This window comes from [Phormidium] sp. LEGE 05292 (assembly GCF_015207735.1).
Lineage (GTDB): Bacteria > Cyanobacteriota > Cyanobacteriia > Cyanobacteriales > Aerosakkonemataceae > Floridanema.
In genome coordinates, this window is record NZ_JADEWG010000021.1 from 35,946 (window position 1) to 57,763 (window position 21,818).

Genomic DNA, 21,818 nt, shown 5'->3' on the forward strand with positions numbered 1-21,818 from the left:
TTATGGTTTGAATTCTTGTGTTTGTTCTAATAGGCCGCTGCGACCCAATGCCTCATCAATAATGGCTCGCAGCCGCTGCACCAATTCAGGTGAGGGGGATGTAAAGTCTTTTAGTTCATACACTCTGCCCAGAAATCCATACTTGCTTTCACCAAAGCGGTGATAGGGCAGTAACTCATAGTCAATGACATTGGGGTACGGACGAATGAACGCTAGCACCGATCGAATGTGCTCTTCGTCGTCATTCACACCGGGAATCAGCGGGGTACGGGCAATAAAGGTTTTGTCGGGAAAGGTTTCATAGGCTCGCTTCATGTTGGCTAGAATCTGACGATTATCTACACCACACCACTTTTTATGTCGCTCTGGATCAGTCAGCTTGTGGTCATGGAGAACCACATCCACATGGGGCAATACCTTTTCCACATGGGACCAGGGAACATTGAATGCGGTTTCGATCGCGGTGTTAAATCCCCGTCGGTGGGCTTCCTGGAGCAGTGCCGCACTGAAATCCGGTTGCAGTTGACACTCGCCGCCGCTGAGCGTCATTCCACCACCCGATTCCCGGTAAAACGTGCTGTCCTGCTCCACCTCATCGAGTACCTGCTCCACGCTCATGGCCTGACCAAACAGGTAAAGTGCCCCCGTTGGGCAGAGGTCAACACATTCCTGTCCACAATCAGTCGCTAAATCCCAATTGACGCGGATGCGATTGTCCTCTCCTTCCAGGACATAGAAAGCACCTTCTGAGCAAGGTGGCTTCAAACATAGACCGCACTGCTTTTTGCCAATGCACTTGCTAATGTTGTAAGCCAGTTCAGGCTTAGGGTGAATACTTTCGGGATTGCTGCACCATTTGCATCGTAATGAACAGCCCTTGAGAAAAACTGTAGTGCGAATGCCCGGACCATCGTGGGTGCAGAAATGCTGAATGTTGAGCACCAGTCCGGTTGGGTTTGTTGATGAATTTGTCATGGGTTTTATCTCCTCAACCTCCTAAACAGATGCCAAGCGATCGGGCAATCTGGACAAATTCACTATCCGCTGGCACAGTGCGAATTTTGTTGATTGCTTCTACTAACGGCACGAAGTTAAGGTTGGACGGTTGAAAATTCACCATCACTCCGGTTTGCCCTGCATTTAAAGCCCTTACCGCTCCGGCCCCATAGCCTAGACCGAGTTGGCGATCGACGGCGGTGGGAGTGCCCCCTTTAATTAAATTTCCCAACACCAGCGGATAGGTTTCCTGTTCGATTAATCGCTGAAGTTGGAACGCAACAGTTTGTGCCGCATACCCCGATCGCTGGATGACATGACTTCCTTGATAGTCGCTGGCTAAGGGCGATAGGGAGGCTTTAAGGGGATTCGCAGAGGCAACAACTGCTTCTGGGTCTACGGATACCGCTCCCTCTGCAACGATCACCAATCCATGCGATCGCCCTGCCCTAAACTTGTCCTGAAGTTTCGCGGCTACTTTTTGCAGGTCATAGGGAATCTCTGGAATCAGCACCGCATCGGCACAAACGGCTATCCCCGCTTGCAAGGCCAGCCAACCGCTATGTTCTCCCAACACTTCCACAACCCCAATCTGGTGGGAAGACTGAGCCGCTTGTTTAGCGCGATCGAGCAGTTCAGTGACAAAACTCAGGGTACTGTTAAACCCAAAAGATAGCGCCGTTGCCGCGATGTCATTTTCTACTGACCTTGGGATGCAGACGGTTTTGAGTCCTTTGCGGTGCAGCTTATAGAGAATGCTCAGTCCCTGTAGCCCAACGATTGAAATCACAGCATCAATGCCTTCTACCCGCAAGGTTTCCAGCAGGTCATCCGATCGGTCTACCTCTTCAACTAAGCTCTCAGCGGTGATGGTACGGACGTGAAAAGGATCGTTGCGAACGGCAGTCCCCAGAATGTTGCCGGATGGATCAAGGGTTTCCATCCCTTGAGGGGTGAGGGGAAGCAGTCCACCCTTGGGATAGCGATCGCGAAACAACACTCCCTCAAAGCCATCCCGGATGCCAACGACCTCCCATCCCAGCTCATTTGCAGCCAACACCGCTCCGGTGATTACTGTATTCAGTCCTGGACTGTAACCAAAGCCCACATTAATCGCAATGCGTTTGATTGTTGCGCTCATGACTATGAATCCTCCGCTGCTCTAGTGCTTGTCGTGAGCCGCTTGCATATCAGCCATGCGTTGCCGGATAACGGGACGCAAATCTTCTCCAAATCCAGTGAGCGCACCACCATCGACGGCCAGGGTTTGCCCCGTGATCATGTCAGACCGATCGCTGGCGAAAAACACCGCCGCATTGCCCAGATCTTCGATCGTGCACCAGCGACCCAGGGGGATTAATCGCTTCGTCGTCATATCCCTGTATTCCTGAGTCGTATTCTGCTCTGCCAGGGGCGTGAGAACGGCTCCAGGGGCGATCGTGTTGACATTAATGTGGCTATCAGCCAACTCCCAAGCCAGATGATTGGTTAAGCCTGTAACGGCATATTTAGAGGCAGTGTAGTTCGCGCCACCAAAAAAAGTCATGCGAACCCCAGCCACAGATGAAACATTGATGATTTTGCCTTTGCCCTGCGCCATCATTTGGGGAATCACAGCCTTACAGCAAAAGAAAACCCCCTTGACGTTGACCGACATCACCCGATCCCAGACCTCTTCGGAAATGTCTTTCAACAGGGTTGGCGGACTTTCAATCCCCGCATTGTTGACGAGAATGTCCACCCGACCAAACTGTCTCACCGTCTCTGCCACCATTGCCGTGACCTGATCTTCCTTAGCGACATCAGCCGCGATCGCAATGGCAGTGCCCCCAGCCGCTCGAATCCTCTCAACCGTCTCCTGGCAATCTTGCTCTTTGCGGGAGTTAATCACCACTTTGGCTCCTTCACGAGCTAAACAAACTGCGATGCCCTCGCCAATGCCTCTGGCTGAGCCTGTGACGATCGCCGTTTTCCCTTGTAGTTCCATAATGTGTACTCTCCGTTATCAATTTTGTCTGACTCAACCCATGTGTTCTTCCGTTCGGGCGATAATCTCTGCCTGTTGCATGGGCGATAAATCCACAAAGTAGGCGGAATATCCAGCAATTCGCACAATTAGGTTGCGATACTTATCGGGATCTTTCTGGGCTGCCATCAAGGTTTGCTTATTGATGATGTTGAACTGAACGTGCCAGTGCTTCAGTTCGCTCCAGGTGCGGATAATTTGCATCAAACGGCGCGTCCCTTCTTCCCCTGCCACATTCGCTGGGCTGAACTTCAGGTTAATCAGATCGCCGCCCTTTTCCCGGTAGCTCAAATCCCTGCCGTGTGCCATAGACGTGAGTGCCACGGTTGGCCCTTTCACATCCATGCCGTGAGATGCTGAAATCCCTTCTGCCAGGTATTCATTGGCGGGTCTGCCGTTGGGAGTTGCCCAGGTGACTTTACCCAGAGGCACATGGAAGGTGACGGGGATCTGGCGTAGTAGGAAGCACTGGTCGTGGGGTTTGGGATGCTGATGCAGGTACTCCAGAATGAAGTGCTCAATCTCCCAACCAATTTGATCGACCCACTCAATGCCGTTGCCGTATTTGGGCGCATTCAGGCACATCTGCCGAATCGCTTCGTGTCCTTCCCAATTGGCCTCCATTGCCTCCAATAGCTGATCCCAGGTCAGGCGTTTGGTGTCAAAAATCAGGTGCTTGACCGCCGCTAGACTGTCGATCGCGGTGCCTTTGCCAATCGCCTCAAAGCAGGAATGGTCGATCGCACCAGGGATGTAGTCACCGTGACTGTGCAGATCGCGGCAGTGCTCCATTGCCAGGTCATGCAACATGGAGGTGGCAGGAGCCGCAAAATAGTTCGGTTTAATCTTTAAGGCTAAATGCTGTTGAATCAGAGCATGTTTTGCCAGATACCCAAGCTGAGTGCAGAAAGCGTTCCACACCTGATCAAAGCTCGTCCAGGTGCGCGGGTCGCCCGTCTGCACGCCGAACTGGATATCCTTCAGGACTTTTAGCTTGCCATTGCGGAAGGTCATTTCCGTCACTGAGCCATAGTTGATGCCGCCGTTCCCGGTGACATTGGTTTCCCGGTTAATCAAGCGGTTTTCGCAACAGCCCGAAATGTTCCAGTCCAGGGCTTCCTTCATCGTGGCTCCGTTCGCCAGGTAGAAGGGAATCACCATTTCATCGTTGAGCAGTTTTGGAAATCCCTTGCCGTCCTTAATCACTTCTGCAACATAGTGCAGCAGGCGATCGGGCGTGTTGGCATGGATGCGGATGCAGGGTTCCGGCACCGGAATTTGCAGTGCCCGCGTCGATTCCAAAATTAAATAGGTCAATTCATTGGTGGCATCCTTACCATCCGTCGTTTGTCCGCCCAGACAGATATCCTCAAATTTGGAAAAACCCTCGGTTCCGGCTGCCGCAACTGGATTGAGTTTGATTTCAACACATTGTGCCATCTGAATCCAGAGACACTGGAAGAGTTCTGTAGCCGATTCAGGCGCGATCCGACCTTCTGCCAAGTCTTTCTGATAGTAGGGCAGCAGGTACTGATCCATGCGCCCCTGCCCCATGGCGCTACTGGTTTGCTCGATGCGGTTAAACATCTGTCCCCACCACTGGGCCTGTATCGCTTCATGGAATGTCCGAGCGGGATTTTCGGGCACCCAGTTGCAGACTTCAGCGATCGTCAAAAGCTCCGGTTTGCGCTGGGGATTTTGCTCTTTAGCAGCCATTTCAGTAGCCAGTTGAGCGTACCGTTTAGACCAGATAGTCATGGCATCACAGGTCGCGATCACCGCTTCCAGGAAGGGTTTTTTGTAGATCATGTCCCGTGGCTCGGTTAGGGCATCCAGCTTCGCCCGCGCCTCTGCCCGAATCCCTTTAACCCCTCGCGTCAGAATTTTATTGAAGTCCGGTGTCCAGTTTTGGGAATGCCGGATGTTGGAGGTTGCCAGGACAACGCAGGTTGGCAGGAGCAAATTTTTTGGATCGGGACCAAACATCAAAAAGCGGGTTTCTTCGGGCAGGGCATCATGAAAGGCCGAGGCATAGTCCTTGCCTGTCCAGTAGGGCGTTAGAACGTCGTTGATCAGCCGGGCATCTTCGTCCGTAACGATCACTTCCCCAGCCTGACCCTTATTTTTGCGAAACATCTCTACCCCCCCTGGCATGATGCTGCCATCCAGTTCGGGATAAACGATGCCCCACCGCCCCAGCCAGGTGTTGGGACGACCGACAATCAGCTCATCGTCAAAAATGGCGATCGGGGCTTTCTCGGCATAGTGCTTGAGCGCCTTAGCCCAGCGCACCACCATCGGCTGGCTCTCGGTTTCCTGAAACGATTCAGTGAACAGGACTGCCCGATCCAGCGCGACCCGTGGCGGGCCATAACCACGAATCGCTTCATACATTCGCAACACGCGATCGCTAACGTTTTCATATAGAGATTTCTTACCTTCTGCGATCGCCCGTTCTTGAGCTGTCAGCGTGGGTGTCGTCACGGATGTCATCACCAATTCTCCCTTCTTTTCAAAACCTCAGTTCGATTGCCGATTGTTAAAAGCAGCCAGTTCTTCGGCCAGGATAGGCACACCCAAATAACAGGACTCCATTCCAAAAGCAACGCAGACCTTCAGCACTTCCATGATTTCCTCCATCGTTGCGCCCAACTTCAAAGCCGCTTTAATGTGCCGACGAACCTAAACTACAGGAATGGATTGACATCACTGATGCCATCTTTAAAATCATCAAAATCTCATCCTGAGTTGCTCCGGCTACGAGGGCTGTGCGAATGTGCCGACGAGTTCCATCGGCTTGCAAATTCGTACAGGCCGCATTTAACCCAATGCAGATTAACTCGATTGTTTTGATATCTAAAATCCCGTTTTTCCAGGGATTCGTTGTCATGTTTAGATACTGTTCTGCCCAGGCTGGATCCCATTCTCGCAATTGATTCATTGAAGTGTCCTTTCAATCCTTCACAACCTGACTTGCGATCATGCGATCGCAACCATGACCTTCCCATCTATCACCTGAACCTGATAGGAGTTTAGGGTGACTTCGGGATTGTTCGCCATACAACCTTTAGTGAGATTGAACTTCAACCCATGAGCGCGACACGGGTGCAGGAAGCAACGCCCCCTGCGTGGGGATGCACCGTCTATACAAATGCAATTTGCTACAGAATACTTGTTGGGGAAGTGATTATTCCTGCTGGTTTAGGTAGCACAGCATCACTCTCATAAGTCAGAAAACCTTTATAGCCTTCGGGACGGTTGGGTGGCAGACCGAGGTTGAAAAGCGTTTCTTCTACCGTGTCATACCAGACATCGAGCTTCTTGGCTTTTGCGTCCTCTGTGTGCGGCGCGAAGGAGATCGAGCCCCCAACCTGAAGGATCATCTTCGGTACTGCCTCACGCAGCCGCCCAATAAATTCGTTGTACTGGTCGAAGTTGGTCGAACCCTGCCCAGTCTTAGGATCGCGCACATGGACGTGCAGCATCGTCGCACCTGCATTGTAGCAATCTACCGCAGCCTGTACCTGCTCGTCCCACGAGACGGGAATATCCTCGACATCACCCGGCAACCACTCAGGACCGAAGGGAGCCGCTGTGATGATGAGCGGTTGCATATTTTCGGGAAACAAAGAGTCATCCGTGAAATACATAAGTAAAACCTAGATTAGAGTTGAGCAACTGTCTCACTGTGATGCAAAAACACATTGTCTAAGGCTTGCTCATTGTTGGCTTGATATTTAGTGCCAAACTCAATAAATTTTGTGAATTAATAAATGGATCTTTTAGCAAATCCAATGCTAAACGGAAGCGAACCTGGTCAATCAGACGAGAATAGCTGAGTCCATCCTCAGCTAATCGTCGTTGAAGGCTACGAGTGCTTAGACCTGCTGTTTCCGCAGCTAAGGTTACAGGCAGACCTCCATCAGGTAGATGCGATCGCACCAGTTGCTTTAATGAGCCAACAAAGTCTGTTTTGGGAGCTAAAGTCACTAAGGTTTCATAATCCTGTTGCAGACTTGATGGATGGGCCTCTATCGACTGTTTGATTGGCAGACTGAGGAGAGCTTTGGCAAATCCGATCGCATTATTAGGTTGATTAAAGTGAACCCGTGCCTGGGAAAACAGCTCAATGTCCTCTAAACCCCTCAATTGACGGGCTTGAAAATGTAAATCTGTCGGATGCCATTCGGTTCCAACAACTTGTTGAATGATTTGAACATAGAGACAACAGGCATAGTACTGAGCCTGTTGATTGTTCAGGCTTTCTGATTGGATGTATTGGTGGTTGAACCAAACCCGATCGTTGGTTTGTGTAACCCAGGCTCGTGCACCAGAATTATGAGTCTTTGTCAGCAAGATCGCGACTGTGTGCAGAAAATCGTACAACGTTAAGGACTGGCAAGCGACTTTAGCAAATAAGCCAAAATCATCAACTTGAGCCTTTTGAGCAGCCAATAATCCAAAAAGTTCAATCCCTTCTTGCTGGGCGGCTGATTCAGCAAAGGCAAACGCACGATGAAGAGGAATTAGGGCTACTGGATCGTCTAGAGCCATGACAGGTAACTTCGCCTGCCTTAAGAATCGCTCTGATGGAACTCCCATCTGGTCAAGATATCTGACTAGTGGGCTAATAGCACTCGCGCGGACTAACGGAATTACACTCATAAATTACTGTGCTTAGCCTGACGGGGTGACAACAATCGGTAAACCCCTTACTGTGTGCGGGGTTTACCGATTGTTGTCAAAAAAAAAGAGGTAGAATCTTCTCAAGAAGACCTAACTAATGAAAAAAATGAATTTATTACCATTATTTTACACGCAGCACTTAAAAACTCAACTAAAAAGAGCAGAGTTTTTAATTTTATTGATATTAGTTGTTATCTTGCAACAGCATCGAAGAGTAAAATTGGAAGAATTGGCTAGTCAATTTCCCCAAAAAATTCTCGAAGACAAGCCGTTTTCCTTAGCGCCAATCGTCTAAGACAAAAACATCCGATCGATTGTAACCAGATTCGTTTGGTTTGTGCATACCAGTGGGCCAAAAGTACCGACGCTACCCAATTAGCGGCAATGATAGATGTGCGCCAAATTCAGTAGACCGAAAAGTTATCTGAATTAAAGCAGGGATTAGGGGTTAATCGTAGCTTGTGAATCAAGATTTGGAGCCAAAAAAAAGAACTCTCCAAAGATCCAAAGTGCGATCGCACGCACCATTTCCTTAAGTTACAATCTTCTTTTTGATCGTAGGCTTAGGCTTATCAGTAACAGTAGGTGGAGAACTTTTTGCTTGATCGACGTTACTCGCTTCCTCCGCTTTAGCCCGCTTCTGCTGTTTCTTCAATTCCAGTACTTCTGCCTTCAAAGCCTTACCAGGTTTGAAATGTGGTGGTATTTCCTCGGTAGGTATCCCATTCAAAGATTCAAACCCAAACATATCCCTACCTGGGATAAACCGTGCTTTTATCTCCACAAAATAACGCTTACCTTGCTCCTCCTTCTGAAGTTTTGGATTGAATCGGAATGGCGGTACGAGTGCATCTTTCCAAATTAAGGGAAGATGTTGAGCTTTCATGAATCGAACTTTCCGTGCCGAGTCTAACGGTTTAATTCTAGCTTTAATCTCCTCATTAAAATTCCGAAAAACTGAAATGCACGGCGTTCTACACACTGGAATAAATTGCCACAGTCCACAAAGTTTAAACTCAAAATCTTGTGCAGTGAATACATCCTTATCAGATGAATTGTCCTCACCATTTATAGGTGCGAATCCTACAAGTGAGAATCCTAATATGTGTGTTTTATCCCGCCCCGGAAAATGCAACGCTTGGGGATATACCGTTAGCCTTAATTCCTTTGACCCATTTTCTCCTAATTCCAGTTTTAGTGCATCCCAAGCTCTCATCCCTTTGTTATGAGGCGCGTATTTCAAGGGATACTCCTTCCCTTGTACCTGGACAAATGCTCTATTGATTTCGGAGTCTAACCTGACTTTCCCTGGTAAAATCCCAATAGCTTGAAATAATGTGGGCTTTTGTTCGCTAGGCTGTGGTTCGTTGGTCATAAATAAAAAGTTAGTCCCTAATATTTGGGCTTTTTCCAGCTATCATAGCTCAAATTTTAAACTTCCTTCCCACAACGCAAGTTCCATCAATAGCAGGTATTGGATAAAATCTTTTGGTTTTGCCCAAACTAAAATAAAATTAATGGCGAAAACAGCCGAGGAACGATATCAAAGCGCTTTCGGAATCAAAGCTGATTTAGAAGAATGCCTCCATCAGTTTCAGATCTGTGGTGCAATATCAGATTTGCAGGCGGTTTAGAGTTACTCGATAAATACTTAAACGATGTAGTCAAACTATTAGCACCAGAAGCTAAACAATATAATCTAAGACCACCAAAAGGAATGTTATTCTGGGGACCACCGGGTACTGGTAAAAGTTTAAGTGCAAAACTGACTGCCAAAAAATTAGGCTATGCACTACTAGCAATGAGTTGGGGTAACATTTTAGGTAGTGCCAATCCAGACCGAGCTTTAGCTAAAATTTTAGAGACAGCAGAACATTTAGGCGGTTGTGTATTATTTGCAGATGATTTCGACAAAGGATTTGCTGGGTGGGATTTTAACGCAGATGGTGGTATAGCGAGAAGGTTATCGCAGAAATTACTAACTTGGATGCAAGAACAGACTTCTGATGTACTGATGTTAGCTACCGTTAAGCGATTGGGAATGCTACCTTCTGAATTAATTCGGAGGTTTGATGATGGTGGTATCTGGTTTGTCGATTTACCCCATAATGGTGCCAGGTACGAAATTTTTAATCTGCACCTGGCTAAATATTTCCCACAGCAATTTGGTGAAGGTCAACAAAATCCTTGGAGCGATCGCCAATGGTATTCGCTACTATCTGATTATGCTGGTGCTACCCCAGCTGAGATTGCTAATGCTGTCAAATGTTGTGCCGAACGTGCATATTGTCAAGGCCGACCTGGTAAAATTGAACTGGCTGACTTGCGCTATCAAAGAACTCAGTTTGTACTATCCTCACAGCGAAGTTCTGAAGATATTCAAGCTATTCGCAATCAAGCATCATTTGCTAAACCAGCATCGGGTGAAGATACTTCTAAATTTGCTACCACCAAACCTGACGGTGTGACAACTATGGCTAAAAGGTAGACTGGATAAGTATCTCGGCTCTTCGACCTCGCTGATAATAAGGTCGTTTATGTGGACTTAATGACATTAATTGAGCAGTTTGTTCATGCAACAAAGTCAAAGATTCCACCCAAGCATAGCCGTGTATACCAATATAAAAGCTGCTATGACGGCGCTCTCGTTCGACGTTTTTCCTTAACGTGACCGACATATTTAACTACTCCCTTATTTTTGATTTTTTCTCCTGACATAATCGAACTGGTGTAAGCTAAAGTAATCAATATAATTAAGGCAATTAAGCGGTTGTCAGAGATACCTGTTGACTCTAAATTATAGCCACCACTTTTATAATCTCGAAACATTTCCTCGATACCAAACCGTTTTTGATAAGCTGATAAAGCTTGTTTTCAATCTGTGAAATTGGTCAAAATAAATCAAGCTTCTTCTGTGGAAATGCCACGATCGCTTCGATAGCGAAAGTTAATAAATCTTGCAACTCTTGATACATATTGTGTTTGTTAAATCTTTTTTAGGGAAGCGGCGATCGCCGCTAGAACGAAAATTCTTCCAGTTGGTTAATTATTCGAGGTCAATTTGGTTTTTTTCTGGCTATGACTGGGTTTGAGCTTCTTATTGTCAGCCATTAAATCCAAAATCTTCTCACAGGAAGAGAGTGAAATGGTTGTAATTTCTTAAAATTCCTTATATTAACGCATGATTCATGGAGTGTATTTCGAGGGAGTTTTATAATTGCTCATGAATTATTTACATAACTATTATCTGACTGAAGCGGAGAAAGCACGGGGTTATTGTCAGTGGTTTGAAGCAGAAGAATTGTATGAACAAGCGATTCAAACTGCTAGAGATAATGGATCTATTCAAGAAGAAGCGTTAGCCTATGAATTAGCTGCCAAATTTTACCTGTTGCGTGGCCGGGAAAAATTTGCTCAAACTTACATGAAAGAAGCTCACTACTGTTATGAACGGTGGGGAGCCACTGCAAAAGTCAAAGATTTAGAAACTGGCTATCCACAATTCTTTGCCCAATCGTCGGCTGTAGCTGGCTTACCAAAACAAGCAGAAACTGCACTCCGGGATAGTGAAGCGAGATATCAGCTCCTGTTTGAGAATAATCCCAATCCCATGTGGATTTTTGACGCTCACACACTAGCATTTCTAATGGTCAATGACGCAGCTATTCAGCATTATGGCTACTCAATTGATGAATTTTTAGCAATGACCATTCTTGATATTCGACCCAGTACAGATGGTTCAAAGCTCGTCAATCACGTCAGTTGGCTTAGAAATACACTTTACACGCATTCTGGAGAGTGGCAGCATTGCCAGAAAGACGGCACCGTGATTGATGTGGAAATTACGTCACACGCGATCGTTTGGTCAGGGGTGGCGGCTCGATGCGTTCTGGTGAAAGACATTACGGAACGAAAACGTACAGAACGATTACTGGCAAATTACAACCAGACATTAGAGCAACAGGTTGCAGACCGAACAGCAGCTTTACGGGAAAGCGAAGCGGCATTGCGCGATGTCTACGACGAGCTTCGCTTACGAGAGCAGGAACTGCGGTTAATCACCAATGCACTCCCTGTTTGTATCAGCTATGTGGATGCCAAGCAGCGCTATCGCTTTGTTAACAGCACTTACGAGGACTGGTTTAACCGCTCTCGAGAGCAGATTTTGGGCAAGCCTGTTCGTGAACTCTTAGGCGAGCAGGCGTATGAAGTGTTTGAATCGTACATCAATCAAGTATTTGCAGGGCAAACGGTGACGATGGAAGCAGAAATGCCCCTGCCATCTGGCAACAAGTATATCAGTGCGATCTTGATTCCTGATTTCGCGCGGGATGGTCAAGTGAGAGGATACTATGCTCTAAGTACAGACATCAGCGAGCAGCGCCATGCCGCAATGCGCGAACGCAAACGCACTGAGGAGGCATTACTTTTAAACGAACGCAACCGCATGGCGAGAGAAATTCACGACACGCTCGCTCAGGCATTTACTAGCATCATCTTTCACTTAGAATCCGCTAATTTGAGACTCACTACTGATTTAGAAACAGCCCAAGCGCTACTTAAAACCGGGCGCGAGCTCGCTCGTTCTGGGCTAGCTGAAGCACGGCGATCGGTAGAGGCACTGCGTCCCCAGGCACTAGAAAATTGTGACCTCTACAGTGCCCTCCAGCAACTAACAAAGCAGATGTTTTTCCACACCGAAACGCGAGTAACCTACAACCTGGTCGGTTCGGTTTTTCCCTTAGAATCGATTGTAGAAAACAACCTGTTGCGGATTGGGCAGGAGGCGTTGCACAATGCCTTGAAATATGCCAAAGCCAGCGAAATTCGGATCGAGTTAGTGTATGAGCGATCGCGCTTCACCCTGCGGATCGCAGATGATGGTCAAGGTTTTGTCCTGAACAAAGATTCGAGCGGCGGGTTTGGTTTACTGGGGATGACTGAACGAGCCGAGCGCATTGGTGCAAACTTGACGATTCAGAGTATACCCGGACGGGGAACAGAAATTGTCGTATTGGTCGAACTGAGGAAGCCATCATGAGCGTTTCTCCTATTGATGTGCTGATTGTGGATGACCATGTGATGGTGGCACAGGGTCTAGCCAGTTTGCTCGCATCACAGTCAGACATCAGGATAATTGGACTTGCCAGTAATGGGCGTGAAGCGCTCGACCTGTTTGGCCAGCATCAACCAGATATTGTGTTGATGGATCTACGAATGCCGGAAATGGGTGGGGTAGAGGCAATAATTACCATTTGTACTCAATTCAAGCAGGCTCGAATTATTGTATTGACAACCTACGATGGAGATGAAGATATTTATCGCGGATTGCGGGCTGGGGCTAAAGGATATTTACTCAAAGATGCCGAGGCTCAGGAACTCTTAAGCGCAATTCGGGCAGTTCATGCAGGACAACAACACATTCCACCTTCCGTCGGTGCAAAATTGGTTGAACGCATGGGTATTCCAGAATTAAGCGCTCGCGAGTTAGAAGTGCTGAACTTGATGGCAAGGGGCAAGAATAACCAACAGATAAGCACCGACCTTTTAATTAGTGAGAGTACCGTCAAGTTTCACACTAAGAATATTATGGGTAAGCTGGGAGCAAAGGATCGGACACAAGCAATCATTACAGCACTCAAGCGAGGGATAATCACAATTTGACATACTCCCCTTGTTGAAAGGAAGGGGATTCAAAGGCAACAACCTGTCTATGAGACAGGTAAAAAACTCTCCTTGAGCGGGGCGACAAGCAGTGAAAATTTTCCTTATAGTAAGTTCATACTTGTTGCGGAGGTTTAGCAAACTTATCGGGCAGCAACACTTTTTCTAAATGGACTGAATGGATGGAGCGGCTAAACTATCCGAATCGAGCTATCTTAGCGATCGCTCCCCACGACCACTTGCAAGGTGTCATCGATGCACCCACGACTCTGATTGAGTATGGCGACTACCAATGTCCTTACTGTGCCCAAATGCACAAGATGATTCAAACGATTCAACACCAACTCAATCCTCAATTCTGCTTTGTGTTTCGTCACTTTCCCCAAAGTCAGTTTCATTTCCAGGCACAAAAAGCAGCCGAGGCAGCCGAAGCAGCTGCTGCTCAGGGACAGTTTTGGCAAATGCACAATCTGCTGTTTGAGCGTCAGAAATTCCTCAATGATGGCAATTTGTTGGAATATGCCAACGAATTAGGACTAGATCTCTATGAGTTCCTCGGGGCGATCGCTCAACGCCAATATGCTGACCGAGTGGCTCAAGATATCTCCAGCGGCATTCAAGGTGGAGTGGCTTGTACCCCAACCCTATTCATCAACGGAAGTCGCTACAACGATGCCTGGGAAGTGGAGCGATTGTCCACAGCTATTCAAAACCAAGAAGCACAATAGCGTAGTTAGGAAAGTGGGGAAATCCTTTCGTCTAGATAGAAGGAGAAACATAGATGTCTGTAGTCTTTGTACATGGTGTTCCAGATACCTATCGTCAATCAGCGCGAACTCAGTCGTGTAATCCAGGTTAAATGGTTTAGCTGAACTTTCAGCCACCCGATCGCTGTTCGTCCATGCAGCGGCTGAATTAAAGAAACATCTGCAATAGGTAAATCAAGTTTTCTCTCATATTATGGGAATTTGGTCATGAAAATTGTTGTTATTGGCGGTAATGGGCTGATCGGTAAAAAACTCGTGAGTAGGCTGCGTGAGGTCGGACATGAGGTGGTGGCAGCATCCCCTTCTTCGGGTGTTAACGCTGTTACGGGTGCAGGACTAGCTGATGTGTTGGTAGGTGCAAAGGTTGTGGTCGATGTGACGAACTCACCCTCTTTCGAGGATGAAGCGGTGCTAGAGTTCTTCGAGAAGTCATCCCATAATCTGCTGGCAGCGGAGACTAAAGCAGGTGTAGGTCATCATCTGGCATTGTCGATCGTCGGTGTCGAGCGCCTCCCCGATAGTGGCTATATGCGGGCGAAAGTTGTTCAGGAGAAGCTGATCGAGTCCGCTGGGATACCCTATACGATTCTGCGTGCTACCCAGTTCTTCGAGTTGATGGGAGCGATCGTTCAATCCGCAACCGATGGGCAAACAGTTCGCTTGCCTTCTGCCTTGATGCAGCCTGTTTTGTCAGATGACGTTGCTGCCATGTTAGCCGAACTCGCACTTGGAGAACCAGTCAACGGCATCGTTGAACTCGCAGGTCCCGATCGATTCCGTTTCGACGAACTCATCAGCCAATTCTTGAGTGCAAATCACGACACGCGCCTTGTGGTTGCAGACAGTCAAGCTCGTTACTTTGGTGTCAAGTTGGACGAGCAATCTCTTGTTCCACAGGGCAACTCGCGCATCGGTTCGACCCATTTTAAGGACTGGCTCAACCAGGCGAGCGCCTAACGAGCGGGATTGTTCTTAGCGATAGGAATGTAGTTCCACTGCAAACCAAGACGCTTCCATCCCTGTGGTTCACTTCGTTTGACATTAATTGATAATTGGCGGGAGCAACCCGCCGAAATGCTATTAGATTGATTCGGAAATGAACTCTAGCTAGTAATTCTTCAATACTAAAAGGTTTAACTACATAATCATCGGCTCCGGCATCTAAACCAGCAACGCGATCGCTTCAAATGTAAGCTTATCTTGAAATGAAATTCCTAGTACTGATGGCGACTCCTTCGTTAAGTCCCAATTTCATTAAAGTGCCACGCAGGTTAACTGATGCGGGAACGGTGGGTTTGCCTTCGGATAAGCGTTTGAGGTTGTTGGCGATCGCACGTCCCTGTTGATAAGCAACTTGTGCGGTGGAAGGTTGAGGATTTTCGCTTTCTACTGCACAGTCTCCTGCGGCAAAAACTTCGGGAAAATCTGGCAGTTGTAAGATTGGCGTAACGATTAAGCGTCCTCGTTTGTCGCGCTTTTCCGGTGAAATTGATAAATTCATCAAAAAGGGATTGGGAGCAGTTCCGGCTGTCCAGGCAATTGTTCCGGCTGGTAAAATTTGGGTTTGTTCTTGTTGGCGATATTCGATCGCTATCAAGTACGACAACAACAGAAAATTTATTGGTATTATAAATTACAGGCAACTGAACCGATTTTTGAGCAAACAAAAGATCCCCAAAAGAAGAGTAAGTATAAACATTTGGGACGGGCCTTTTGTGAGGAGCATATCACCGCAGTCGTCCAGGTGGTTAGACGTAGCCAAATTGATGAACTTGAACGGACTATTAATTCTTTAACTAACAGTTTAATTGACTTATATTATGACGGTGAAAGTGAAATTATTCCCGATAAGCTTGATTGATTAGTTCCTAAATTTTTGGCCTGACCTCTTGATATTAAAGCTTGTTAAACAATAAATTGCTTCGCGTTTATTCATCGCGAAATACTTTTCCTCTTTGTCCAAAGTCCAATTGTTAATCTAAGAGTGAGAGGAAACTGAGCAGTTATAAAGAATAGGTTAATAGATTTATGAAAAACTCTCAGGAAATTTTCAGGAAAAATTTATAGCAATTTGCTATTAATAAAGTACAATAAATTACAAACCATCTTATAGCAACCCAAAATCAACAGGAAAAAATTCTTCTCCTCCTTCTCTTTCTTCGCGTCCTTTGCGTCCTACCCTGCGGGAAGGCTACGCCTAATGCGGTTCAAAAAAAACTTTATAAACCCTGGCTGAATATTTAATAAAATATAACCATAATATTAATAGATTTTTCAGTTTGCTCTCAGTCCGATCGCATTTTTCCCAGCCATACTTTTAGATAAAGTGATCAGGAGAATAAAACTATGACCAAGCAAACACCAGAAGTAACTCGTCTAGAAGCTACTCGGATGCAAACAGCAGACTGGCAAAAATGGGGCCCCTATTTAAGCGAAAGACAGTGGGGAACAGTGCGTGAAGACTACAGTACTGATGGGAGTGCTTGGGACTATTTTACTCACGAGCAAGCCCGATCGCGTACCTATCGTTGGGGTGAAGATGGAATTGCGGGAATTTCCGATCGCCATCAACAATTATGTTTTGCGATCGCACTTTGGAATGGTGCCGATCCTATTCTTAAAGAGCGCATTTTTGGACTGACAGGAAATGAAGGTAATCATGGTGAAGATGCCAAAGATTATTACTTTTACTTGGATAGTACGCCAACTCATTCCTACATGAAAGCGTTGTATAAATATCCTCAGTCAGCTTTCCCTTACGCTGAATTAGTAGCAGAAAATCGCCGCCGTAGTCGCCATGAATTAGAATTTGAATTGTTAGATACTGACGTATTTGATGAAAATCGTTATTTTGATGTATTTGTAGAATATGCCAAGCAGTCGCCCGAAGATATTTTAATTAAAATCACGATCGCTAACCGAGGATTAGAAACCAAAACTTTGCACTTGTTACCTACACTTTGGTTCCGCAATACTTGGTCATGGAATGGAGATGAAAATAAACCTATTTTACAAGCGGTAAATGATGAAAACAGCACCATTATTGCCTCTCATTCAACATTAGGCAAATACCAATTAAGCTGTTTGGGAAACCCAGAATTATTGTTTACTGAAAACGAAACCAACAACGAAAAATTGTTTGGTGATCCTAATGCTTCACCTTACGTAAAAGATGGCATTAATAACTACATTGTCGAAGGAAATAGAGAGGCGGTAAATCCAGCAAAAATTGGCACAAAAGCCGCTGCTCATTACTTACTAACAATTGCAGCCGGAGAAAGTAAAACTGTACAGCTACGGCTTTCTTCTATTCCAGATATTAACACTAATGGAATGTATGCTTTACATTCTAAACCTTTCGATAATTTTGAAGCAATTTTCGCAATCCGTCAAAAAGAAGCCGATGAATTCTATCAGAATTTAACACCATATCCCCTTGATAATAAATTGCGAAATATCCAACGACAAGCATTAGCTGGAATGTTGTGGAATAAGCAGTATTACAACTACTATGTTAACGTTTGGTTAAAGGGTGATTCTGCTACACCGCCTGTTCCAGCAGAGAGGAAAAAAAGTAGAAATAGTGAGTGGTTTCATCTCCAATGTGAAGACATTCTTTCCATGTGTGATAAATGGGAATATCCCTGGTTTGCTGCTTGGGATTTAGCATTTCATTGCATCCCTTTAACAATGGTCGATCCTGAGTTTGCGAAGAGTCAACTCGATCTGTTGACGCGGGAGTGGTATATGCACCCAAATGGGCAAATTCCCGCTTATGAATGGTCTTTTAGTGATGTTAATCCGCCTGTTCATGCTTGGGCAACTTGGCGCGTTTACAAGATTGAGCAGAAGATGTGGGGAAGAAGCGATCGCCAATTTTTAGAAAGAGTATTTCAAAAGCTTTTACTGAATTTTACTTGGTGGGTAAACCGCAAAGATGTAGAAGGTAAAAACGTTTTTCAAGGTGGTTTTTTGGGATTAGATAATATTGGAGTGTTCGATCGCAGCGCCGCCTTACCAACTGGAGGCTATCTCGATCAATCTGATGGTACTAGTTGGATGGGAATGTATTGCTTGAATATGCTAGAAATTGCTTTAGAATTAGCAAAAACTAATCCAGTTTATGAGGATATTGCAACTAAATTCTTTGAGCATTTTATCTACATTTCTGATGCGATGAACCACATGGGCGAGGATGGAACTAGCTTGTGGGATGATGAAGATGGTTTCTATTACGATGTGTTGCGTTTACCTAATAATGATTCGATTAAATTGAAAGTGCGATCGATGGTTGGGTTAATTCCCTTATTTGCCGTAGAAACTATCGAATCGGAAACTTTGAAACAATTTCCCGCTTTTAAAGCAAGAGTTGAATGGTTCATTAAAAACCGCGTTGACTTGGTACAAAATATTGCTTGTATGCGACGGGAAGGTGTGGGAGAAAGGCGGTTATTAGCGATCGCATATCCCGAAAAACTACGTCGCATTCTGCAAAAAATGTTAGATGAAACCGAATTTTTGAGTCCTTACGGAATTCGTTCCCTCTCTCGTTGTCATGCTGAAAAACCCTACACTCTTCATGCTAACGGCAATGAATTTCGAGTAAATTATGAACCTGCGGAATCTAGCAGCGGTTTGTTCGGTGGTAACTCTAATTGGCGTGGCCCAATTTGGTTCCCTGTTAACTATTTACTAATAGAAGCTTTGCAAAAATTTCATTACTATTTTGGTGATACTTTCCAAGTAGAATGTCCTACAGGTTCAGGTAATTTTATGAATTTGTGGGAAGTCGCCAGCGAACTTTCTCAACGATTAACGCGAATATTTGAGACAGATTCATTCGGTAAACGTCCTGTTTATGGAGACACTACAAAGTTTCAAACTGACCCACATTGGCGCGATTTAATCCTATTTTATGAATACTTTCATGGCGATAATGGAGCAGGTATTGGCGCAAGTCACCAAACAGGTTGGACAGGTTTAGTTGCCAAACTAATTCATCAATATGCCGCTTATGAAGGGCAAGATATAATACCAGATTTGGCAATAAAAACGCCTGTTTAAGCAAGATTTGTAGGGGCGATCGCGTAGCGTACCCCTACAAGGTTAATTTGCCGATATTATTCAAAAATAATAAATTTTGTCAGGAATTATAAGGACATTTTAAGAATGAATTGTTATGGTTAGTGCGATCGCACTTTGTTTTTAGCAGGGAGAGGGCGATCGCATTTTCTTTTTTGGGTGGGGTGGGGAGAGTGCGATCGCTAAATCCCTTGGTCTTGCCATTTCCAGCTTTATTGTCACTTATAGTCTGTAGACTTATAAACTACTATTCACTCAACATTAGACTGTGACAAAAAAGGATGAATTAAGTATTAAACAGCGCTTTGGACTTGCTATCAAGCAACGTCGAGGTGAGCTAGGTATTTCCCAGGAAGAGCTAGCTTTTAGATCTGGACTCCACCGTACTTACATTTCTGACATCGAGAGAGGTACCCGCAATCCTTCCTTAGAAAACATTGAAAAGCTGGCAAAGGCACTGGAAATTTCTATTTCTACTCTATTTGCCAACTATGGAATTGAGTGAGACAAATAAAATGGTTAGCGATAGCGAATGGTTTACACAGAAGTCAAACGGTAAAGTTCAAATAAATAGCATAATAATTTATAGAAATCTGTCAACTGAATTAGTAGAAAAACTTGATAATAATCAATCTGTTAATCAAATAATCAACTGGCTTAAAGATAGAACAATAGTAGCTTTTAGATCTAATTATGGCAAAAATCCCGAAGTTGGCGCTCTTAACAATGCAGCGGGAAGATGGAATGAATTTATAGCAACTAGCTTATTATCTGAGATCATTTTCGATATAAATCAACAAAATAATAGTTGTAGTTCTATATTTTCACTGCCAAACTCTCAATTACAAAGTGAGGGAACAGATGAAGTTTCTTCCAAATTTATTAGCTTATTCAATAATGAGCAATTCATTGATGGAAATGACTTAGCTAAAATTGCACCTTTTAAAGATAAAATCTTTCTCCCAAGTCCAGATTACATTATTGTTGAGATGAATAATAGGAATACTTTTTCATCTATTCAGACACTTCTAAAAGAACAGGCAAAAAATCCAGATAGTCTAGCACTTTACAACCGTTTTAAGGGTAAATTACAAGCAACAGAAGTAAAAGCAGCAGTTTCTTTAAAAACCTCCAATCGTCCCGATCGTAGATATCAACCATTGTTTGAGGCAGCAATGATCAAAGCAATGGGATATACATTAACCCAAAGTTGGGGATATTATATGGTTGCTAGTGAGTTAACCTCTGCTGATAGAACTATATTTAGCACAGCAGTTGCCCCTCATGGCATTGTAATGGAACAAAATTTTAAACTAGTAGATGGTACATATCTATATAATAAAAAACAAGATTTAATACCGTTACTTGAAGATGCTTTGAGGCGATAGAATATGCAAAATTTAATAAAATATAAGTGGTAAATCTAATTGCTGATTAACTGGTACTTCATAATCCCATTTTCTTGTTTCTAAAAAATCAAGAATAGTTTTAGCAATAGCTTTTGCAGCTAAGTAAGGAACACCATTACCAACAGTTTTAAACATATTAGTTAGTGACATATTAGCAGGAAGAATAAAGTTTTTAGGTAAAGATTGGATAGCCAGTGCTTCGGAAACTGAAAGTCTACGAATTTTATAAGGATGTAAATGTACTTCATTATTTCCGTAGCAAGCTGTTGGAGAATATCTCCATCTATGAAGTCGCTTAAATGATTTTTTGGAAACATCTCCTTCATCAACTGAAGCGAATCTTGTAATTCCAGCTTTTGGTTGAAAATGGTGTTCAGCATTTAGATGATTAAGGACATCATTTTCTCTGAACCAATACTCTACTGTTAAAGGTAGTGGTATGCTATCACGATCAGGCAATACGGAATTTTCTTTAAAAGTGTTGGTAGTAGGCCAAGGTAAAGAAAAAACTTTATTGCTAGGATGTATTATATATTTATCCCAAGGGAAATATGCTTTTGGTAATAACTCGATATCACTATTAATTGTAATTCCTAAATCCTGAAGTAAATTAGTTCTGAAACCAATTAAAATAATTCGTTCTCTGTCTTGGGGAACGCCGTACTCTATAGCATTAATTAGACGTTCTACTAATATATAGCCTGATTGGATTAGCTGACGTTTAAGTTGTTCAAAAAAAGTCCGGTGTTTTTTAGTTCTCCACAATCCCTTGACATTTTCAAACAAGAAAAAATCCGGCTTCTGTTGGCAAATTAATTCAATATAACAAGCTGAAAGCTTACCATTATCTCCTTCCTTACCTCGGTTTTTTCCACCAATGGAAAAATCAGGGCAGGGAGGCCCACCTATAAAGCCAATAATATCCGCATCTTTACGAGCATCCTGTATAAAGTAATAAAGATTTAAAGCTTCTTCTCCTTCGATTAAATTAGTTACATCTTTTTCATGATACCCATATTTTGGCGCACTTATTTTAAGATATTCTCTAGAATAACGATATGCTTGCATAAAAGGGGAATAAATTTCGTTGACATATAGGATGTCAAATCCATTTAACTCAAAACCTAAATCGAGAAAACCTGAACCTGCAAAAAAAGAAAAAATCTTTAGGTTACTGCTCATTGATTT

At 44.6% G+C, this 21,818-nt stretch carries 22 protein-coding genes and 1 pseudogene; 10 read left to right on the forward strand and 13 right to left on the reverse strand.

What is annotated here, in order from left to right:
• The 7 genes from IQ264_RS08665 to IQ264_RS08695 form a co-directional block, all read right to left on the reverse strand.
• Complete coding sequence (locus IQ264_RS08665) at positions 1-975, reverse strand: glycyl-radical enzyme activating protein (RefSeq protein ID WP_193980350.1); 975 nt, start codon at positions 973-975, stop codon at positions 1-3.
• Positions 976-988: 13 nt separating this feature from the next.
• Positions 989-2,137, reverse strand: a complete 1,149-nt coding sequence (locus tag IQ264_RS08670; RefSeq protein ID WP_193980351.1) for a 6-phosphofructokinase — start codon at positions 2,135-2,137, stop codon at positions 989-991.
• Between the two features lie 21 nt (positions 2,138-2,158).
• Entirely contained in the window at positions 2,159-2,983 is an 825-nt protein-coding gene (locus IQ264_RS08675; RefSeq protein WP_193980352.1) for an SDR family NAD(P)-dependent oxidoreductase, read from the reverse strand.
• A gap of 33 nt (positions 2,984-3,016) precedes the next feature.
• The gene (locus IQ264_RS08680; RefSeq protein ID WP_193980353.1) at positions 3,017-5,515 is read right to left on the reverse strand and encodes a glycyl radical protein; all 2,499 of its coding nucleotides are present in this window, start codon (positions 5,513-5,515) and stop codon (positions 3,017-3,019) included.
• 172 nt (positions 5,516-5,687) lie between these two features.
• Entirely contained in the window at positions 5,688-5,963 is a 276-nt protein-coding gene (locus IQ264_RS08685; protein ID WP_228061384.1) for a carboxymuconolactone decarboxylase family protein, read from the reverse strand.
• A gap of 220 nt (positions 5,964-6,183) precedes the next feature.
• The gene (locus tag IQ264_RS08690; RefSeq protein ID WP_228061385.1) at positions 6,184-6,672 is read right to left on the reverse strand and encodes a 3-keto-5-aminohexanoate cleavage protein; all 489 of its coding nucleotides are present in this window, start codon (positions 6,670-6,672) and stop codon (positions 6,184-6,186) included.
• Positions 6,673-6,730: 58 nt separating this feature from the next.
• Positions 6,731-7,687, reverse strand: coding sequence for an AraC family transcriptional regulator ligand-binding domain-containing protein (locus IQ264_RS08695; protein ID WP_193980355.1), 957 nt, complete (start codon positions 7,685-7,687; stop codon positions 6,731-6,733).
• A 118-nt stretch (positions 7,688-7,805) separates the two neighbouring features.
• Here IQ264_RS08695 and IQ264_RS08700 point away from each other — a divergent pair, with 118 nt between their 5' ends.
• Complete coding sequence (locus IQ264_RS08700) at positions 7,806-8,003, forward strand: hypothetical protein (protein ID WP_193980356.1); 198 nt, start codon at positions 7,806-7,808, stop codon at positions 8,001-8,003.
• Positions 8,004-8,240: 237 nt separating this feature from the next.
• On the opposite strand, the gene IQ264_RS08705 is transcribed toward IQ264_RS08700, so the two are convergent.
• A complete protein-coding gene (locus tag IQ264_RS08705; RefSeq protein ID WP_193980357.1) occupies positions 8,241-9,083 on the reverse strand; it encodes a hypothetical protein in 843 nt (280 codons plus the stop codon).
• A 342-nt stretch (positions 9,084-9,425) separates the two neighbouring features.
• Between IQ264_RS08705 and IQ264_RS08710 the strand changes: the two genes are divergently transcribed.
• Complete coding sequence (locus IQ264_RS08710) at positions 9,426-10,196, forward strand: ATP-binding protein (protein WP_413470340.1); 771 nt, start codon at positions 9,426-9,428, stop codon at positions 10,194-10,196.
• Here the strand turns inward: IQ264_RS08710 and IQ264_RS08715 are convergent.
• Both IQ264_RS08715 and IQ264_RS08720 read right to left on the reverse strand, forming a co-directional pair.
• A complete protein-coding gene (locus IQ264_RS08715; RefSeq protein WP_193980359.1) occupies positions 10,186-10,386 on the reverse strand; it encodes a hypothetical protein in 201 nt (66 codons plus the stop codon). The two genes, IQ264_RS08710 and IQ264_RS08715, sit on opposite strands and share 11 nt — an antisense overlap.
• The gene (locus IQ264_RS08720; RefSeq protein ID WP_193980360.1) at positions 10,340-10,537 is read right to left on the reverse strand and encodes a hypothetical protein; all 198 of its coding nucleotides are present in this window, start codon (positions 10,535-10,537) and stop codon (positions 10,340-10,342) included. The genes IQ264_RS08715 and IQ264_RS08720 overlap by 47 nt, the downstream gene beginning before the upstream one ends.
• Before the next feature lie 394 nt (positions 10,538-10,931).
• Between IQ264_RS08720 and IQ264_RS08730 the strand changes: the two genes are divergently transcribed.
• The 4 genes from IQ264_RS08730 (at position 10,932) to IQ264_RS08745 (ending at position 15,096) form a co-directional block, all read left to right on the forward strand.
• On the forward strand, positions 10,932-12,749 hold the full coding sequence (locus tag IQ264_RS08730) for a PAS domain-containing sensor histidine kinase (protein WP_322744636.1): 1,818 nt from the start codon (positions 10,932-10,934) through the stop codon (positions 12,747-12,749).
• Positions 12,743-13,372, forward strand: coding sequence for a response regulator (locus IQ264_RS08735; RefSeq protein ID WP_413470341.1), 630 nt, complete (start codon positions 12,743-12,745; stop codon positions 13,370-13,372). The genes IQ264_RS08730 and IQ264_RS08735 overlap by 7 nt, the downstream gene beginning before the upstream one ends.
• A 182-nt stretch (positions 13,373-13,554) precedes the next feature.
• Positions 13,555-14,100 carry a DsbA family protein gene (locus IQ264_RS08740; RefSeq protein ID WP_193980362.1) on the forward strand — a complete coding sequence of 182 codons (546 nt, stop codon included), beginning with the start codon at positions 13,555-13,557 and terminating at the stop codon, positions 14,098-14,100.
• Between the two features lie 246 nt (positions 14,101-14,346).
• A complete protein-coding gene (locus IQ264_RS08745; RefSeq protein WP_193980363.1) occupies positions 14,347-15,096 on the forward strand; it encodes an SDR family oxidoreductase in 750 nt (249 codons plus the stop codon).
• Positions 15,097-15,240: 144 nt separating this feature from the next.
• Here the strand turns inward: IQ264_RS08745 and IQ264_RS08750 are convergent.
• Both IQ264_RS08750 and IQ264_RS08755 read right to left on the reverse strand, forming a co-directional pair.
• Positions 15,241-15,322 (reverse strand): annotated as a pseudogene (locus tag IQ264_RS08750) (DNA-binding response regulator); the annotation flags it as partial.
• A 12-nt stretch (positions 15,323-15,334) separates the two neighbouring features.
• A complete protein-coding gene (locus IQ264_RS08755; RefSeq protein ID WP_228061386.1) occupies positions 15,335-15,736 on the reverse strand; it encodes an FAD-dependent oxidoreductase in 402 nt (133 codons plus the stop codon).
• On the opposite strand from IQ264_RS08755, the gene IQ264_RS08760 reads away from it, so the two are divergent.
• The 4 genes from IQ264_RS08760 to IQ264_RS08775 all read left to right on the forward strand — a co-directional run bounded on the left by IQ264_RS08760 (position 15,710) and on the right by IQ264_RS08775 (position 20,609).
• Positions 15,710-16,000, forward strand: a complete 291-nt coding sequence (locus IQ264_RS08760) for a hypothetical protein (protein ID WP_228061387.1) — start codon at positions 15,710-15,712, stop codon at positions 15,998-16,000. The genes IQ264_RS08755 and IQ264_RS08760 overlap by 27 nt on opposite strands.
• Before the next feature lie 485 nt (positions 16,001-16,485).
• Complete coding sequence (locus tag IQ264_RS08765) at positions 16,486-19,203, forward strand: MGH1-like glycoside hydrolase domain-containing protein (RefSeq protein ID WP_193980364.1); 2,718 nt, start codon at positions 16,486-16,488, stop codon at positions 19,201-19,203.
• Between the two features lie 286 nt (positions 19,204-19,489).
• Positions 19,490-19,726: a helix-turn-helix domain-containing protein gene (locus IQ264_RS08770; protein ID WP_193980365.1), complete on the forward strand. Its 237-nt coding sequence runs from the start codon at positions 19,490-19,492 to the stop codon at positions 19,724-19,726.
• Between the two features lie 10 nt (positions 19,727-19,736).
• A complete protein-coding gene (locus IQ264_RS08775; RefSeq protein ID WP_193980366.1) occupies positions 19,737-20,609 on the forward strand; it encodes a Cfr10I/Bse634I family restriction endonuclease in 873 nt (290 codons plus the stop codon).
• Between the two features lie 12 nt (positions 20,610-20,621).
• On the opposite strand, the gene IQ264_RS08780 is transcribed toward IQ264_RS08775, so the two are convergent.
• Positions 20,622-21,812 carry a DNA cytosine methyltransferase gene (locus IQ264_RS08780; RefSeq protein WP_193980367.1) on the reverse strand — a complete coding sequence of 397 codons (1,191 nt, stop codon included), beginning with the start codon at positions 21,810-21,812 and terminating at the stop codon, positions 20,622-20,624.
• Positions 21,813-21,818 lie beyond the last annotated feature (6 nt).

Excerpts from the sequence above, each read along its gene's own strand:
- IQ264_RS08665 (WP_193980350.1), bottom strand. The coding sequence starts at position 975 with ATGACAAATTCATCAACAAACCCAACCGGACTGGTGCTCAACATTCAG.
- IQ264_RS08670 (WP_193980351.1), bottom strand. The coding sequence starts at position 2,137 with ATGAGCGCAACAATCAAACGCATTGCGATTAATGTGGGCTTTGGTTAC.
- IQ264_RS08675 (WP_193980352.1), bottom strand. The coding sequence starts at position 2,983 with ATGGAACTACAAGGGAAAACGGCGATCGTCACAGGCTCAGCCAGAGGC.
- IQ264_RS08680 (WP_193980353.1), bottom strand. The coding sequence starts at position 5,515 with ATGACATCCGTGACGACACCCACGCTGACAGCTCAAGAACGGGCGATC.
- IQ264_RS08685 (WP_228061384.1), bottom strand. The coding sequence starts at position 5,963 with ATGAATCAATTGCGAGAATGGGATCCAGCCTGGGCAGAACAGTATCTA.
- IQ264_RS08690 (WP_228061385.1), bottom strand. The coding sequence starts at position 6,672 with ATGTATTTCACGGATGACTCTTTGTTTCCCGAAAATATGCAACCGCTC.
- IQ264_RS08695 (WP_193980355.1), bottom strand. The coding sequence starts at position 7,687 with ATGAGTGTAATTCCGTTAGTCCGCGCGAGTGCTATTAGCCCACTAGTC.
- IQ264_RS08700 (WP_193980356.1), top strand. The coding sequence starts at position 7,806 with ATGAAAAAAATGAATTTATTACCATTATTTTACACGCAGCACTTAAAA.
- IQ264_RS08705 (WP_193980357.1), bottom strand. The coding sequence starts at position 9,083 with ATGACCAACGAACCACAGCCTAGCGAACAAAAGCCCACATTATTTCAA.
- IQ264_RS08710 (WP_413470340.1), top strand. The coding sequence starts at position 9,426 with ATGTTATTCTGGGGACCACCGGGTACTGGTAAAAGTTTAAGTGCAAAA.
- IQ264_RS08715 (WP_193980359.1), bottom strand. The coding sequence starts at position 10,386 with ATGTCGGTCACGTTAAGGAAAAACGTCGAACGAGAGCGCCGTCATAGC.
- IQ264_RS08720 (WP_193980360.1), bottom strand. The coding sequence starts at position 10,537 with ATGTTTCGAGATTATAAAAGTGGTGGCTATAATTTAGAGTCAACAGGT.
- IQ264_RS08730 (WP_322744636.1), top strand. The coding sequence starts at position 10,932 with ATGAATTATTTACATAACTATTATCTGACTGAAGCGGAGAAAGCACGG.
- IQ264_RS08740 (WP_193980362.1), top strand. The coding sequence starts at position 13,555 with ATGGAGCGGCTAAACTATCCGAATCGAGCTATCTTAGCGATCGCTCCC.
- IQ264_RS08745 (WP_193980363.1), top strand. The coding sequence starts at position 14,347 with ATGAAAATTGTTGTTATTGGCGGTAATGGGCTGATCGGTAAAAAACTC.
- IQ264_RS08765 (WP_193980364.1), top strand. The coding sequence starts at position 16,486 with ATGACCAAGCAAACACCAGAAGTAACTCGTCTAGAAGCTACTCGGATG.
- IQ264_RS08775 (WP_193980366.1), top strand. The coding sequence starts at position 19,737 with ATGGTTAGCGATAGCGAATGGTTTACACAGAAGTCAAACGGTAAAGTT.
- IQ264_RS08780 (WP_193980367.1), bottom strand. The coding sequence starts at position 21,812 with ATGAGCAGTAACCTAAAGATTTTTTCTTTTTTTGCAGGTTCAGGTTTT.